12 protein-coding genes are annotated in these 15,144 nt (G+C 59.9%); all 12 read right to left on the bottom strand.

Translation table 11 applies throughout. The annotated features are described in order from the left end of the window. Positions 1-5: 5 nt before the first annotated feature. The 12 genes from mraY to argF all read right to left on the bottom strand — a co-directional run bounded on the left by mraY (position 6) and on the right by argF (position 14,995). A complete protein-coding gene (mraY, locus tag DXD77_RS00060; protein WP_089571579.1) occupies positions 6-1,025 on the bottom strand; it encodes a phospho-N-acetylmuramoyl-pentapeptide-transferase in 1,020 nt (339 codons plus the stop codon). A 3-nt stretch (positions 1,026-1,028) separates the two neighbouring features. After that, the gene (gene murF, locus DXD77_RS00055; protein ID WP_117647212.1) at positions 1,029-2,453 is read right to left on the bottom strand and encodes a UDP-N-acetylmuramoyl-tripeptide--D-alanyl-D-alanine ligase; all 1,425 of its coding nucleotides are present in this window, start codon (positions 2,451-2,453) and stop codon (positions 1,029-1,031) included. A 128-nt stretch (positions 2,454-2,581) separates the two neighbouring features. Further along, complete coding sequence (locus DXD77_RS00050; protein WP_334203902.1) at positions 2,582-4,282, bottom strand: penicillin-binding protein 2; 1,701 nt, start codon at positions 4,280-4,282, stop codon at positions 2,582-2,584. Positions 4,283-4,464: 182 nt separating this feature from the next. Continuing rightward, the gene (locus DXD77_RS00045) at positions 4,465-4,935 is read right to left on the bottom strand and encodes a hypothetical protein (RefSeq protein ID WP_022094483.1); all 471 of its coding nucleotides are present in this window, start codon (positions 4,933-4,935) and stop codon (positions 4,465-4,467) included. A gap of 90 nt (positions 4,936-5,025) precedes the next feature. Further along, entirely contained in the window at positions 5,026-5,991 is a 966-nt protein-coding gene (gene rsmH, locus DXD77_RS00040; protein ID WP_006234266.1) for a 16S rRNA (cytosine(1402)-N(4))-methyltransferase RsmH, read from the bottom strand. A 20-nt stretch (positions 5,992-6,011) separates the two neighbouring features. Beyond that, positions 6,012-6,446: a division/cell wall cluster transcriptional repressor MraZ gene (locus DXD77_RS00035; protein ID WP_006234269.1), complete on the bottom strand. Its 435-nt coding sequence runs from the start codon at positions 6,444-6,446 to the stop codon at positions 6,012-6,014. A 462-nt stretch (positions 6,447-6,908) separates the two neighbouring features. Further along, positions 6,909-7,850, bottom strand: coding sequence for a site-specific tyrosine recombinase XerD (xerD, locus tag DXD77_RS00030; protein ID WP_172674638.1), 942 nt, complete (start codon positions 7,848-7,850; stop codon positions 6,909-6,911). A gap of 2 nt (positions 7,851-7,852) precedes the next feature. Next, a complete protein-coding gene (locus DXD77_RS00025; protein ID WP_055252564.1) occupies positions 7,853-9,514 on the bottom strand; it encodes a CTP synthase in 1,662 nt (553 codons plus the stop codon). A 178-nt stretch (positions 9,515-9,692) separates the two neighbouring features. After that, positions 9,693-10,031: a hypothetical protein gene (locus DXD77_RS00020; protein ID WP_040358312.1), complete on the bottom strand. Its 339-nt coding sequence runs from the start codon at positions 10,029-10,031 to the stop codon at positions 9,693-9,695. A gap of 256 nt (positions 10,032-10,287) precedes the next feature. Next, positions 10,288-11,769, bottom strand: coding sequence for a DUF1846 domain-containing protein (locus DXD77_RS00015; protein WP_006234276.1), 1,482 nt, complete (start codon positions 11,767-11,769; stop codon positions 10,288-10,290). 604 nt (positions 11,770-12,373) lie between these two features. Beyond that, positions 12,374-13,861: a YfcC family protein gene (locus DXD77_RS00010; RefSeq protein WP_369831490.1), complete on the bottom strand. Its 1,488-nt coding sequence runs from the start codon at positions 13,859-13,861 to the stop codon at positions 12,374-12,376. Positions 13,862-13,999: 138 nt separating this feature from the next. Next, entirely contained in the window at positions 14,000-14,995 is a 996-nt protein-coding gene (gene argF, locus DXD77_RS00005; RefSeq protein WP_117584234.1) for an ornithine carbamoyltransferase, read from the bottom strand. Between the last annotated feature and the right edge of the window lie 149 nt (positions 14,996-15,144).

The following is a 15,144-nucleotide window of genomic DNA, read 5'->3' as shown; positions in this document are numbered from 1 at the left end:
GACCACTATCCCAACTGGAAGAACAGAGCAAGGCCAACGGCACCAAATGCCGCAGCGATAATCCAAAAACGGATGACGACCTTGGTCTCGGCCCAACCCTTCTTTTCGAAATGATGATGGATGGGCGCCATAAGGAAGACGCGCTTGTGCGTAAAGTGGAAGTAGACAACCTGAATCATGACCGACAGGGTCTCAACGATAAACAGGCCGCCGATGATGAGGGAGACGACCTCGGTGTTAGTCATGATGGACGTACAGGCAAACGCGGCACCCAGAGCAAGCGAGCCGGTATCACCCATAAAGATGCTCGCCGGATAGCAGTTGAACCACAGAAAGCCCAAGCAGGCACCGGCACACGCGGTGCAGAAGATGGACAGGTTCACGTCTCCGTGCAGAAACGCCATGGCAGCCATGGCGAGCATGGCGATCATGGAGGTGCCGCCAGCAAGACCGTCAAGGCCATCGGTCAGGTTCACGGCATTAGAAAGACCGGCAATCATCAACCAGCAAAAGACAATATAGAGCCACGGGAACGAATAGCCGCAGATGGTGGTCGAAAGCACGCCAAGGTCGATCGTCAACCCACCGGGAAAACGAATCTCGGGGGCGACGCCGCACCAGTTGACGGCAAGTACCGTAAAGGTGACACAGATAATGGTTAGGCCGATCATCTTGGCATGGGGCGTCAGACCGAGCGAGCGCCCATGCGTAACGGAGGTCAGGTCGTCGATCAGGCCCAGCACGCCGGTCGCCAGCGTGGCGAGCAGCACGAGTACGAGCTCGGTGGTGAGCTTGCCCATCAGCAGGCAGGTCAGCGAGATCGCGACGAGGATGACAACGCCACCCATGGTGGGCGTTCCCTGCTTAACCAAATGACGCTTGGGGCCGTCGGCACGAACCTGTTGGCCGATACCCTCGACCTTGAGCAGCTTGATCCACCACGGCATGAGCAGCAGCGCAATGGCTGCGGCGATGCCAAGCCCCAAAAAAGCCTGATACGTTGGATACGAGGGATTGCCGAACATGGGCTAGCACACACCTTCCAGAAAGCGGTCGAGCTCAACAAAGCGGGAACCCTTGACCAGTACAACATCATGTTTTTCAAGCGCGCCGCCCATGCGGTCGAGCACCTGCTGATAATCGGAGAACACCTGGATGCGGTCCTCGTCCATGCCCATCATGCGTGCGGCATCGGCCATAAGCTGGGCCAGCTCACCACCCACGCACGCCAGCATGTCGAGCTTCTTGGCGGCGGCATAAGCGCCCACGAGCTCATGCATGCGAGGAGCCTCATCGCCCATCTCGCCCATCTCGCCCAGGATCGCCATGCGAGACCCCGTGCACGAAAGCGAGCACAGCAGGTCGAGACCGGCTGCCATCGATTCGGCGCTGGCGTTATAGGAGTCATCGATGACGCGGGCACCGCTCTTGGCGCGCTTGATCTCCTGGCGGTGACCGGTGATCGTAAGACCCCTAAAGGCAGCATCGATCTGCTCGGGCGTCACGCCCAGGCGATAGGCAACCGCGGCGGCCTTAACGGCATTAGGAACGGACTGCACGCCGGGGATGGCAAGCATGGTATCGATTGTCTCGCCCTGACCAAAATCGAGCGTAAAGACCGGACGGCCCTCGTCATCAACGCGAACGTCGCGGGCGCGGACCTCATCATCGTCAGAGACACCGGCCAGCATCACGTCGATACCAGCAGGCTGGGCGAACGTATCGCGAATGAACGGCGTAAAATCGTCCTCGCCGCCCAAAACCAGCAGCGGCAAATAGTCGCCGGCGGCGCACATGCCCTGTACAATCTCGGCCTTAGCGCGGGCGATGTTCTCGCGGCTGCCCAAAATGCCGATATGAGAGGTGCCGATCTTGCTCACGATGGCAAGGTTGGGATTGGCGGACTGGGACAGGCGCTCGATCTCGTGGAAATGGTTCATGCCCATCTCGAGCACCAGGATCTCGGTATCGGCCGGAGCGGAAAGCACCGTGAGCGGCATGCCGATCAGGTTATTGAAATTGCCCTTGGTGGCCCAGACACGATAGCGCTTGGCGAGCACAGCGGCGAGCACGTCCTTGGTCGTCGTCTTGCCGATGGAACCGGTAATGCCAACGACCAGGCAGCCAAGCTCCAGGCGATACGCATGCGCCAAACGCAGCAGAAACTCCTCGGGATCATCGGTCAGCAAGATGGCACAGCCCTTGTCCTGCGCCAGCGAGACCAGCTCGGCCTCGGGCTCACGCGTCATCACGACGGCGCCGGCACCCGACTGGACCGCACGGGAAGCAAAATCATTGCCGTCGACGTTTTCACCGGGAAAGGCGACGAAAATCGTCCCTTCCTCGACCTGGCGCGAGTCGATAACGCACCCGCGGCATACCCGATCGACTTCTCCCGTCACGGTTCGGGCCCCTGTTGCGGCCGCGAGGTTGTTGACGGCGATCTCTATCATTGCAGCTCCCCTGTAAACCTAAATAATGCTATCGGCGTATTGTATCCCAGCGCCGCGCATGCGTGGTGCAGGGCATGTGAACACCCCTCATATGGGACAACAAACCACGCCCCAAAGATTGTAACCCCCTACTTCGTGTGCGGGATACCCAGCACGTCGAGCGCGTTGGCCATAATGGACTGGAACGGCACCGCAGCGGCATCTGAGCCGCTCGGCGTTCCGTCGAGCGTGATATAGCACAGCACCTTGGGCGATTGTGCCGGTGCAAAGCCCATAAAGGACGACATGTAGTTCTCCTTGAGGTAGCCGCCGTTCTCGTCGGCGCGTTCGGCCGTACCGGTCTTACCCGCCACGTCATAGCCGTCAACCGCGCCGCCAACGCCCGTTCCCTCCGACACGACCGTCTGCATGCACGATGTCACCTGGGATGCGGCATCCTCCGAAATCGCGCGCTCGCCTTCGCCCCAGTCCTTCTCGTCGCCTTTGCTGGACTTATAGAAGTGCGGGGTCATCATCACGCCGCCGTTGGCGATGCCGCCCACGGCACGTGCGATCTCAATCGGCGAGACAGACAGCGCCTGTCCAAAGCTCATCGAGCCCAGCGTGGCGCCGTCATACTGGTCACGCTCCTTGACGATGCCCAGGCTCTCGCCCGGAAAATCGACACCAGAGCTGTGACCGATGCCCCACTTGTCCACATAGGCAGCAAAGTCGTCGGCACCGATCTTGCGCCCCACCAGGACAAATCCCACGTTGGACGAACGGCGCATCATCTCGCGCACATCCATGGTCATGGCGTAGTCGCGCTTGTCGGCATCGGTGACGGTATCGTCGCCCACCTTGATGCTCGCCGGCACCTCAAACGACGTACTCGACCGCACGACGCCCAAGTCGAAGCCGGCGCCCGCCACGAGCGTCTTAAAGACCGAGCCGGGCTCGTAGGCGTCGGTGACCAGGCGCAGGTTCATATCCTCGGTCTTGGCGTTTTCCAAATTGGTCTGGTCGTAGGTCGGATACGAGCAGGCTGCCAAGATCTCGCCTGTCGTAGGATCGGTGACCAGCGCCGAGCCGTTCTTGGCCTTTGTCTTCTCGACAGCCTCTGCCAGGGCATCCTCGGCCGCACGCTGGATATTGACGTCGAGCGTCGTCACGATATCAACGCCGTCGACCGCAGCCACCTTTTTATAGGCACCGCCCGCGATATAGCTGCCGTCCCTCGCGCGCTCGCGTACGAGAGAACCGTTCGTGCCGGTCAGAAGCTTGTTGTATTGCTTTTCGAGACCCGTCAAGCCGTCGTTGTCTACATTCACTACACCCAGCACCTGCGATGCCAGATTGCCGTATGGATATACGCGCTTCATGGCCTGCTCAAAAAGCACGCCGGGCAGGTTCTTCTTCTCCAGCGCCGCAGCGTCGTCTTCGTCCACCTGGCGCTTGATATACACCCAGGTTCCATCGGACTCAACGAGCTTGCGGCAGGTCTTTTTATCGATTCCAGTTGCCTTGACCAGCGCCGACACCGTCTTGTCAACATCCTCGACAAGCTGGGGGTTCACGGCGATGTTGCGACATTCGGCCGACGACGCCAGCACGTTACCGTTGCGGTCGTAGATGGTGCCACGTTTGGCATAGAGGGTCTGCGCAAGCAGGCGGCGCGCATCGGCACGCTCGCGCAGTTTATCGGCTTCGACAATTTGATAGTCGCCAAGGCGAAAGACGCCCAAGCCCAAGCCAAGCCCAATGAAGCCCATGACGGCTTTGCGGCGAGGCAGAGGCGTGCCCGTGAGCCATTCGGTCGACGAACTCTTGCGCGACCTGGTGTTATGCACTTGAGGGCCGCCCGAGCCGCGAAGTCGCGACGCCGGGTCGTTGCCACGGGACTGCCCGGCGTTGTAAGATTGCCGACCCGTTCCTTGATAACCAGAACGTCCCCGCGACGAGGGACGTCCAGAACCGCGGCCCCCATCGGAACCGCGGCGATAGTCATTTGTCATACTCAGCTACCGTCTTGCTACTGAGCGGTCGCGGTCGCGTTGGCGCCCGCGGCTGCATCCTGCGAAAAGTCAAGTGTAACGCTCTCGCTGGGCTCCACCATGCCATAAGCGCCCGCAAGGTCGCGAATGCGCGTGTCGGCGCCATAGACCGAATGCATGACCTCCAGGTCGGAGCTCTCATCGGTCGCCTTTTCGAGCGTATTGGTAAGCTCGGCGTTGCTGTTGAGCACCTGGGCCGTAACACCGGCGAGCGCCACGCGGGCGACGCCGATCGTCATGAAGATAGCCGCAATGATGCAAAACGTTTTAAGAACGCTCATGAAAACCGGGCTTACCGCCTGGTTTGCCTGACGGCCCGCGCCCGTGTAGACATCAAAGCGCGGCGTGCGCTGCTCACGGGGAGCAACGGGGGCCTGCGGCGTCTCACGATAGGCGGGCATGGCGTTCATATCATAGGCGAGTGCTGCGCTTGAAGTGTTGTAGCCCATGATATGCCGCCTCCCATCCCGAGTACGTTGGTAGTGTGTTTAAGCTTCGTTTATGGTGCGAGCGGGAGGTCCAATATCACGCGGTCGCGCCTACAGACGCTGCGCCACGCGGATTTTGGCTGATCTCGCCCGAGGGTTGCGCTCAACCTCATCAGGCTGTGCAACCAAGGGTTTGCGGGTGATGACCTTGAGTATCGGCACGTTGCCGCACACGCACACCGGAATCTCCGGCGGACACGTGCACCCCTGGCTCATCTCCTTAAAGTGGTTCTTTACGATACGGTCCTCGAGCGAGTGATATGAGATGACGCAGATACGTCCGCCCGGGTTGAGCCACCTGGTGGCGGCATCAAGCCCTCGTTCGAGCACATCGAGCTCGTGATTGACCTCGATGCGAATGGCCTGGAAACTTTTCTTGGCCGGGTGTCCGCCATGCCGACGAGCGGCAGCCGGGATACCCGCCTTGATGATCTCGACAAATTGGCCGGTGGTTTCGATCGGTTCTTGCTCGCGGCGGCGCACGATCTCGCGCGCGATCTGCGAGGCGAACTTCTCTTCGCCGTAGACGCGTAGAATCCGAGCGAGGTCGTGTTCGTTATAGGTGTTGATGACCTCAGCTGCGTTTAAGGTGTTATTACCCGGATCCATCCGCATGTCCAATGGGGCGTCCTCGTTATACGAAAAGCCCCTTCCAGGGATATCGAGTTGCGGTGACGAAACGCCCAAATCGAACAGGAAGCCATCGACCCCGGGCACCTCGGCCGAGCAAAGCAGCTCGTCCAAGTCGCCGAAGTTGCCCTTCAGCAGCTGGTGCGGAACGCCGGGAACCTCGCGGTCCAGACGGGCGCCAGCGGCCTCGAGGGCCATGTCGTCCTGATCGACGCCGAGCAAAAGACCCGTCTCCCCCACCTGCGCAGCCATCTTTACCGAATGGCCGGCACCGCCAAGGGTGCAATCGCAGACAACGGAGCCGCTCTTTAGCCGCAGCGACTCAAGCACTTCGCCGAGCATGACAGGTTCATGCCGATATTCTTGTGTCAAGATCCCACGCTCCATCCGTTACCCGTGCCTTGCCCTTACGAGAAGAAGAGGTCCAGCAGGGCCTCATCGTCATCGTCCTCATCGGCCGCGGCGCGATCCCAAACCTCAAGGTGGTCGTAGTTGCCCACAACCGTGACCTCGCGGTCGAGGTTCGCCTGCTTGCGGAGAGACTCGGAAAGACCGATACGACCGGCGCTGTCCACGTCCATCGACGTGGTGCGCTTGTTGATCGCCCTCATGAGCTTCTGGTCATTAATGTCACGCGGGTTAAAACCCTCGTGGCCCTCACGACCCGCGAAGAGTCCTTCGACCCACTTATCGAAGGCCTCGGCAGAGAACACGTACAGAGCATCGACATCCAGGGCTTTGAACACGCGAACGTGCTCTCCAAGCTCCTCGCGAAGGGGTGCAGGCAGGGACAGACGACCTTTTGCATCGAGATTGCGCTCGTATGCACCAGTCATTCCCATGTGCGCCCTCCCCTCGGTTACTCAGATGGCACGTACGCGGGGAACCACCCCGCCTGTCGACGTCATTAATAATATGGGGAACCGCCCCATTTTTCAACACCTTTCCCCACCCCTTCCCCCACCCCGCCCCACCACTCCACCCACCATATATTGCAAAACACCCCCAATCATATGTTCGAAAACACAATATGTTGTGTTTACAGCAACGGCGGGATGCCACCTGTGGCACCCCGCCTTTCAACCTCAACCTTCAAGTTGACCTTGAGGCGATTTTTGCGTCCCTTTACATGCCGTTCACATCGCCCCCAAACTCCCCCACCCAAGGCACATGCGGCCCGCCACCGCGACGACAAGTGGCAAAAAATGGGACGGACCCCAGATTGCCCATGCGCGCGCAAAAGCACGCCGCGGCAATCTGGGGCCCGTCCCCAAATACCTATAGATATGCAGGCCAGCGATGTGTTAACGATGTGCCAGCGGGTGCGCCGCCAGATAGACCTCGGTCAGTTGCGTACGATCGACATGCGTGTAGACCTGCGTGGTCGATATATCGGCATGTCCCAAGATCTCCTGTAGCACACGGAGGTCTGCACCGCCCGCAAGCATATGGGTGGCAAAGGAGTGACGCAGCGTATGGGGATGGAGTCCCACCAGCCCCACCTGGCGCCCGTAGCGCTCACAGATGGCATGGATGCCCTGGCGCGACAGACGGCGGCCGTTCTTATTTAAAAAGACCGCCGAGGTCTCGGTTCCGTGGGCATGGGCCGCCAAGCGAGAACGCCCCTCAGTTAAATAGAGCGTCAGAGCTCGCGCCGCGCTTCCCACCAGCGGGGACAGGCGTTCCTTTGAGCCCTTACCGCGAACGAGCACAAAGCCATCGTCGATATGGATATCGCCCACATCGAGCCCCACCAACTCGCTCACACGCAAGCCGCATCCGTAGAGCACTTCCAAGATGGCATGGTCGCGCAAGCCCATCTCGCCCTCGGGGAAGTCTTGATCGAGCAGCGCCGAGACATCCTCCACCGATAGATACTCCGGCAAACGCTCAGCCTTTTTAGGCAGGCGCAACGCCGCCGTTGGATTTTGGGCCACAATCCCATCGCGCACCAAAAAGGCATGCAGGCCCTTCACGGCCGCAAGCGCACGCTCCACCGAGGCATCGGAATAGCCCCCATCGCGACGGTCGGCGACAAAGCCCTCCACGACCTGACGAGTCGCCTCATCAAAAGACATGATGCCCGCCCGCTCCAGATACGCGCAGTACGTCGTCAGGTCACGACGATAGGCCGCAATCGTGTTGCGCGCCAAACCCCGCTCGACCGCGAGGTAATCGAGATACTCCCCCGCCGCCACGGCGAGCGACGAGGGAGTAGCTTCGGTATGTTCTTTGTTCGCCGGCACCCTTAGTCCGTAGCGAGGTTCATGGGCGTCACCTGCAGGCGATCGACACCCTCGTGCTGACCGATCGAGGCACGCACGAACTCTCGGAACAGCGGCTGCGGGTTGGTCGGACGGCTCTTGAACTCGGGGTGGGCCTGGGTTGCCACATACCAAGGATGCACGTCGCGCGGCAGCTCGACCATCTCGACCAGGCGCTCGTCGGGCGACAGACCCGAGATAACCAAACCGGCGTCCTCAAGCTGGTCGCGGAAGGCGTTGTTAAACTCAAAGCGGTGACGGTGACGCTCGTAGACGAGATCCTCGCCATATGCCTCGCGAGCGAGGGTATCGGCGGCGAGCTTGCACGGATAGGCGCCCAGACGCATGGTGCCGCCCTTCTCGGTGACATCCTCCTGCGAGCTCATCAGATCGATGACGCTAAACGGACCGTCCGGGTCGAACTCGGAGGAGCTGGCGCCGGCAAGGCCGACGACGTTGCGGGCGAACTCGCACACGGCCACCTGCATACCCAGGCAAATGCCCAGATACGGAATCTTGTGCTCGCGGGCAAACTCGGCCGCGAGGATCTTGCCCTCCAGGGCGCGCTTGCCAAAGCCGCCGGGGACCAGGATGCCCGAGGCGTCGCCCAGAACTTCGGAGACATTCTGCTCGTCGAGGCTCTCGCCGTCGACCAGCTGGACGTCCACATGGCGATCGTAGAAGACGCCCGCATGGTGCAGGGCCTCGATAACCGACAGGTACGCATCGGGCAGCTGCGTGTACTTGCCAACGACGGCGATCTTCACCTTGTCGGCGTGATGGTTGGCGTGATTCTGTTTGCGCAGGAACTCGTTCCACTCGCTCATGTCGCGCTCACGCGGGTCCAGACCCAGACGCTCGCAAATGCGCAGGTCAAAGTCCTGCTCGGCAAGCAGCTGCGGAACATCGTAAATACTCGCGCAGTCCTCGTTGGTAAAGACGCAATCGGTGTCGACGTCGCAGAAGCTTGCGATCTTCCCGCGGATAGCGTCATCGATATGGTGGTCGGAGCGCAACACGATAATATCGGGCTGGATGCCAAAGCTGCGGAGCTCCTTGACGGAATGCTGCGTGGGCTTGGTCTTGACCTCGTGGGCGGCGGCGATATAGGGAACGAGCGACACGTGGATGTAGCAGACGTTCTCGGGGCCGGCCTCCTTGCGGTACTGACGAATGGCCTCGACAAACGGTTGGGACTCGATGTCGCCGATCGTGCCGCCCAGCTCGGTGATGACTACATCGGAGCCGGTCTGCTCCTCGATGCGGCGGAACTTATCCTTAATGGCATTGGTGACGTGAGGAATCACCTGCACGGTACCGCCCAAAAAGTCGCCGCGACGCTCGCGGGCGATGAGGCTTTTGTAGATGGCACCGGTCGTAAAGTTGGAATCGCGGGTCAGGTTCTCATCAATAAAGCGCTCGTAATGACCCAGGTCCAGGTCGGACTCGTAACCATCCTCGGTTACAAAGACCTCACCATGCTGGAACGGGCTCATGGTACCGGGGTCGACGTTCAGATACGGGTCGGCCTTCTGCATCGTTACTTTGTAGCCACGCGACTTGAGCAGACGGCCCAGCGAGGCCGCGGTGATACCCTTGCCCAGGGACGAAACCACGCCACCGGTTACGAACACATGCTTGGTCATATTGAGTTACCTGCGCTTCCCGTAGAAGTTGTTTATCCACATCTTACGGGTCTTCATTGTAATACTCGCGCCGCGGACCGTCCGCAATTTTTCTCGCGTGCGATTGCATTTCTCGATCTTGAAACAAAACGCCGCCCGGTTTCCCAGGCGGCGTCGCTATGGCAAGGGTTACATGCTGCTATCGATCAGCAACCTCGTCCTCAAGCATTTCTTGAACGAGCATGCCGGTACGGACGCCCTCAAGATACCACTCACCACGTTCGGTGAGGCAAATGCCATTTGCAAGCTGACCGCCGTCGTCGCTATAACGCGAGACGACATCAATCATACCTTCGGAATCCAAGCGATCGATTGCGGCGCGGGCACGATACGGCGAAACCCCCACGCGCTCGGCAAGCGTTTTGCGCGAGAAACCATACGGCCCGCCATTGTCTTCGGTTTGCTGGTCGATCTCCATCAACACCAGCACCTCGACACGCTTCATATCGTTGACACTCGCACGACCCTTGCCCGCCATAGCAGCCTCCTCAAACCGAGCACGAGCATCTAACGCGCCGTGCGCGACCGACACACCTCACGATGGCAGGTAATATCCATCATGCGGCATCCCGCTAAGGATGAAACAGTTACGGTTATTGTATACCGCTCAAATTGTTTCTAGGCAGGTAAACAGCTATTTTTCGCCGAAATAGACGCTTTATTGATCAAAAAGCCGTACCGGGCGCTAACCCGATACGGCCAAAATGCAATGCAATTACCGCGGTGCTTCAAACTTAGCGATGGAAGAAACCGCGGCGCTCAAACTTGGGCTCGCAGCACACGTTGATGCCCAACTTGCGCAGTACCGTCTCGTCCGTCGGCGAGATAATCACGCTAAAGAAGGCATCGCAACCGCGCAGCTGCTCCAGGCCCGAAAGGACGCGAGCGGCCGTCTCACTCGTGGCCGAGGTGATCGACAGCGCCATAAGCGTCTCGTCGGTGTGGAGGCGCGGGTTTTTGCTGCCCAGGAAATGCGTCTTGAGCTTGCTGATGGGCTCGATCGCCTCATCGCTAATGACCTCGAGCTCAAGGTCGACGCCCGAGACATGCTTGAGGGCGTTCATAATGAGCGAACTTGCGGCGCCCAGGCGCGTGGAGGTCTTACCGGTCACCACGGAGCCATCGGGCATGACCATGGCACCCACGGGACCACCCGTCAGCTGCTCCCTGGTGAGGGCCGCCGAGCGCGCCGGTGAGTAGTTCTTATCGATGCCGGCTTTCTTCATAATAATCTTGAGACGGTCGACTTGCTCATCGCCCACGCCGGTACGGCGCACATTTTCGACCGCGGTAAAGTAGCGGCGAACGATCTCCATCTTGGAAGCGTCGCGGCAGGCATCGTCATCGGTGATGGCAAAGCCGACCATATTGACGCCCATGTCCGTAGGGCTCTGGTAGGGGCTCTTGCCCAGGATCTTTTCCATCAGGGCACGGACTACCGGGAAGGCCTCGACGTCGCGGTTGTAGTTGACCGTGGTCTTGTTGTAGGCCTCCAGGTGGAAGGAGTCGATGATATTGGCGTCATCGAGGTCAGCCGTGGCGGCCTCGTAGGCAATATTGACCGGATGCGTCAGAGGAAGATTCCAGACCGGGAAGGTCTCGAACTTGGCATAGCCGGCGGCCGTGCCATGCTTGTGCTCGTGATAGAGCTGAGACAGGCAGGTGGCAAGCTTGCCCGAGCCAGGACCGGGGGCAGTGACCACAACGAGCGGTCGGGTGGTCTCGACAAACTCGTTCTTGCCATAGCCATCGTCGGACACGATCAGATCGACATCGTGCGGATACCCCTCGATGGGATAGTGCAGCTTGGCGGGAATACCGAGCGCGTTCAGGCGGTTGCGGAACACATCGGCAGCGGGCTGGCCGGCGTACTGGGTGATGACCACAGCCGCGACGGCAAAGCCGTTGCCGCGGAACAGGTCGACCAGGCGCAAAACGTCCTCGTCATAGGTAATGCCCAGGTCACCGCGAGCCTTGTTCTTCTCGATGTGGTTCGCGTTAATGGCGATGATGACCTCGACGTCGTCGGCTATGCTCTTGAGCATGCGAAACTTGCTGTCCGGCTCAAAACCCGGCAGCACGCGGCTCGCGTGATAGTCGTCAAACAGCTTGCCGCCAAACTCCAAATACAGCTTGCCGCCAAACTGCGAGATGCGCTCCTTAATATGAGCGGCCTGCAGCTCGATATATTTCGCGTTGTCGAAACCCTGGCGCATGTATGGCTCCCGTCCCGTTTCGTAAATTAAGTTCCTACGCGATTATAACGGAGCCTGCCCTCCCCGATGCCCAGGCCATCAACAGGCACCAACCAAACACGCCATCGATAAGTTGCGGTGAAATAGCTCCTGTTTAACCCCTCAAGACGGCCAAACGGGAACTATTCCACCGCAACTTCCCCTTTTGGCGCAAAGTAACCTGACCCCTTTGCACCAACAGCAGAAACGTCGCGGGCAGAGAACGAACAGCGAACAGACACCAGAGCGAGCAAGCCGCCCCCTGCGCCAACAATGGCAGCGCCGCAGGTTGAGCATAAGTCAGCGAAAGCCCACCAGAGCGAGCAAGGTGACGTGAAAGAGGAGGGCATAGGCCTTTTGGCCATGCCCGACGATTGAACGTCAGATTGCCGCTCTGGCGGGCTTGCAGCGTCGAGTGGTTCCGGCGTTTGGTAAAACGCCGGAACACAAGAGCGCCCCCTCCAGCGCACGGAACGGGAGGGGGCTAAAGGTAGGAGTCTACCGGTGGGTTTACCCCACCGGAAAGACGATGACCAGGTAATCCTTTGCAGGATCGTCAAGGTTCCGTGGGGTACCCAAGGGGTACTTAGAGCATCACGCAGGCGACGGTCAGAATGATGGCGCAGACGACGGAGAGAGCGACGATGAGCTTAAGGGCAAACTTGAGCCAGGTCGTCCACTCGATCTTGGCCAGGGCAAGACCGCCCATGATGGCGCCGGAGGTCGGGGTGAACAGGTTCACGACACCGATGGCGGCGGAGAAGATCATGACCATGACCTCGGGCGAGAAGCCGAGCTTAACAGCCAGCGGTCCCATGATGGGCATGGAGACAGTAGCCATACCGGAGGTCGAGGGGATCAGGAAGGACAGGCCGAAGTAGACCAGGAAGCTCATGGGAGCGAAGATCACGCCGGACAGGCCAGCCAGAGCATTGGCGGCAGCGTCGAGGACGTAGACGTCGAGGCCGGTGCTAGCCATGAGGACGGAGATACCACGGGCGAGAGCGATGACGAGGACAACGGACATCATGTCGGCAGCGCCGGTGATGAAGGTGTTGACGATCTGCTTCTCGGACAGGCCACCGATGATACCGATCAGGACAGCCATGAGGAAGAACCAGGTGGAAGCCTCGTCGAAGTACCACTGGCCAATGGGCAGGCCGGTGATCAGGGCAGACCAGCCCTGAACGATGGCGTTACCGTCGGCGTCATAGACGGCGCCAGCATCGAAGAAGTTGGCGACGCCCTCGTTGAGATCGGCCAGCGGGATGAAGCCGACGATCATGACGACGAAGGTGAAGGCAAAGGCGATCAGAACACCCTTCTGACGACCGGTGAGCTTGACCTCCTTGTGAACCTCGGAAGCAGCCTTGCCGTGAGCCTCTTCGGCGTCCTTGAGCTCCTGCATCGAAAGGATGGTGGAACCCTTGTCAGCCTTGACCTTCTTGGCATAGCTCATAACGAAGAGGATGGACATAACAGTGGTAACAATCCACAGGACGGCACCGAGGCCGATGATGATGGACTGGTTGACCTCAATGCCAACGCCAGTCAGAGCGTCAACGGCAGCACCGACGGCAAACGGGTTAACCGTGGAGCCCAGGCAGCCGCAGCCAGCGCCGAGCAGGACGGTAGCGGCGCCGACCATGGGGTCGAAGCCAGCAGCCATCATGGTGGCGGCGAGCAGGGCGTAGAAGGGAACGGTCTCCTCGCACATACCATAGGTGGTACCACCGAGGGAGAAGATGAGCATCAGCACGGGAATGAGCATGATCTCATTGCCCTTAAGCTTCTGCACCAGAACGGCAATGCCGTTGTCCAGGGCGCCGGTCTCGGTCATCATGCCGAGGAAGCCGCCGAGGATCATAACGAAGAGGCAGACGGGCAGAGCGTCAGCGAAGCCCTTGACCGGGGCGGTGCAGAAATCGCTCAAGCGGGCAGCGGTAACCGCGCCACCGGACGTACCGGAGACGATAACGGTAACAACCGCGACGATTGCCAGCAGAGCAAGAAGAATGGTGAACGATGAAGGCATACCGCGCTTTTTCTTAGCGGTCTCAGTCATAGTTCTCATCCCCCCTTCATAAATCAATTACTGATCTCGCCCGAAGCGGCTCTTCCGTGCCGTGCATGTCGCTCGGTGCGAGATTTTTACCAGACAAAAGCGCTCGGGGTGCGCAGCAATGCACCCCGAGCGAGATGCTAGATGCTCTTACTTGAGCGTAGCGTACATGACAGCCTTGATGGTGTGCATGCGGTTCTCGGCCTCGTCGAAGACCTTGGAAGCGGGGCTTTCGAAGACCTCGTCAGTGACCTCCTGCTCGGTGATGCCGAACTGCTCGCACTTCTCGGCGCCAATCGTGGTGTTGGTGTCGTGGAAGCTGGGCAGGCAGTGCAGGAAGATGGCACCCGGGTTGGCCATAGCCATGACCTCGGAGGTAACGCGATACGGGGTGAGCTGAGCGATGCGCTCGGCCCAGACCTCGTCGGGCTCGCCCATGGAGACCCACACGTCGGTGTAGAGAACGTCAGCGCCGGTGACGCCGTCCTTGACGTCGGTGGTCAGCTTAATGGTGCAGCCGTTGGCCTCAGCGATGGGCTTGCAGGCCTCGATGACGTCGTCAGCGGGCATGCACTCCTCGGGGCCGCAGGCCACGAAGTTCATGCCGAGCTTGGAGCAGACGACCATGAGGGAGCGAGCGACGTTGTTCTTGCAGTCGCCCATGAAGACGAGGGTCTTGCCCTTGATGTCGTAGTTGAAGTTCTCCTGGACGGTCAGGATGTCGGCGAGCATCTGGGTGGGGTGCCACTCGGTGGTCAGACCGTTCCACACGGGCACGCCGGACTTAGCGGCAAGCTCCTCGACGTCGTCCTGGGCAAAGCCACGGAACTCGATGCCGTCATACATGCGGCCGAGAACGCGGGCGGTGTCCTCGATGGACTCCTTCTTGCCCATCTGCGACGAACCCGGATCGAGGTAGGTGACGCCCATGCCCAGATCCATGCCGCCGACCTCGAAGGCGCAGCGGGTACGAGTGGAGGTCTTCTGGAAGAGCAGGACGATGTTCTTGCCCTCGAGATAGCGGTGAGGAACGCCGGCGCGCTTCATGTCCTTGAAGTTCTTGGAGAGCTTGAGCAGGTACTCGATCTCCTCGGTGGTGAGGTCGAGGAGCTTGAGGAAGCTACGGCCGGAGAGGTTAACACCCATGGTTCGTTTCCTTTCGAAAAAGTGAATTACTAAAAAGTGGTGCCCGTTTGACGGGCGAAACCGGTGCGGTTGTAGGGGGACCGCACCGGAACCGTTAAAACCTTAGAGGTCCTCGCGCCAGAAGGGCATGCTCATGCAGCGCGGGCCGC

The organism is Collinsella sp. TM09-10AT (genome assembly GCF_003436275.1).
GTDB lineage: Bacteria > Actinomycetota > Coriobacteriia > Coriobacteriales > Coriobacteriaceae > Collinsella.
The sequence above is the reverse complement of the archived record's forward strand: the minus strand, read 5'-3'. Positions and strand labels throughout refer to the sequence as shown.

Coding starts and splice junctions, on each gene's coding strand:
- mraY (WP_089571579.1), bottom strand. CDS start 1,025: ATGTTCGGCAATCCCTCGTATCCAACGTATCAGGCTTTTTTGGGGCTT.
- murF (WP_117647212.1), bottom strand. CDS start 2,453: ATGATAGAGATCGCCGTCAACAACCTCGCGGCCGCAACAGGGGCCCGA.
- DXD77_RS00045 (WP_022094483.1), bottom strand. CDS start 4,935: ATGGGCTACAACACTTCAAGCGCAGCACTCGCCTATGATATGAACGCC.
- rsmH (WP_006234266.1), bottom strand. CDS start 5,991: ATGGAGCGTGGGATCTTGACACAAGAATATCGGCATGAACCTGTCATG.
- DXD77_RS00035 (WP_006234269.1), bottom strand. CDS start 6,446: ATGGGAATGACTGGTGCATACGAGCGCAATCTCGATGCAAAAGGTCGT.
- DXD77_RS00025 (WP_055252564.1), bottom strand. CDS start 9,514: ATGACCAAGCATGTGTTCGTAACCGGTGGCGTGGTTTCGTCCCTGGGC.
- DXD77_RS00020 (WP_040358312.1), bottom strand. CDS start 10,031: ATGGCGGGCAAGGGTCGTGCGAGTGTCAACGATATGAAGCGTGTCGAG.
- DXD77_RS00015 (WP_006234276.1), bottom strand. CDS start 11,769: ATGCGCCAGGGTTTCGACAACGCGAAATATATCGAGCTGCAGGCCGCT.
- DXD77_RS00010 (WP_369831490.1), bottom strand. CDS start 13,861: ATGAGAACTATGACTGAGACCGCTAAGAAAAAGCGCGGTATGCCTTCA.
- argF (WP_117584234.1), bottom strand. CDS start 14,995: ATGGGTGTTAACCTCTCCGGCCGTAGCTTCCTCAAGCTCCTCGACCTC.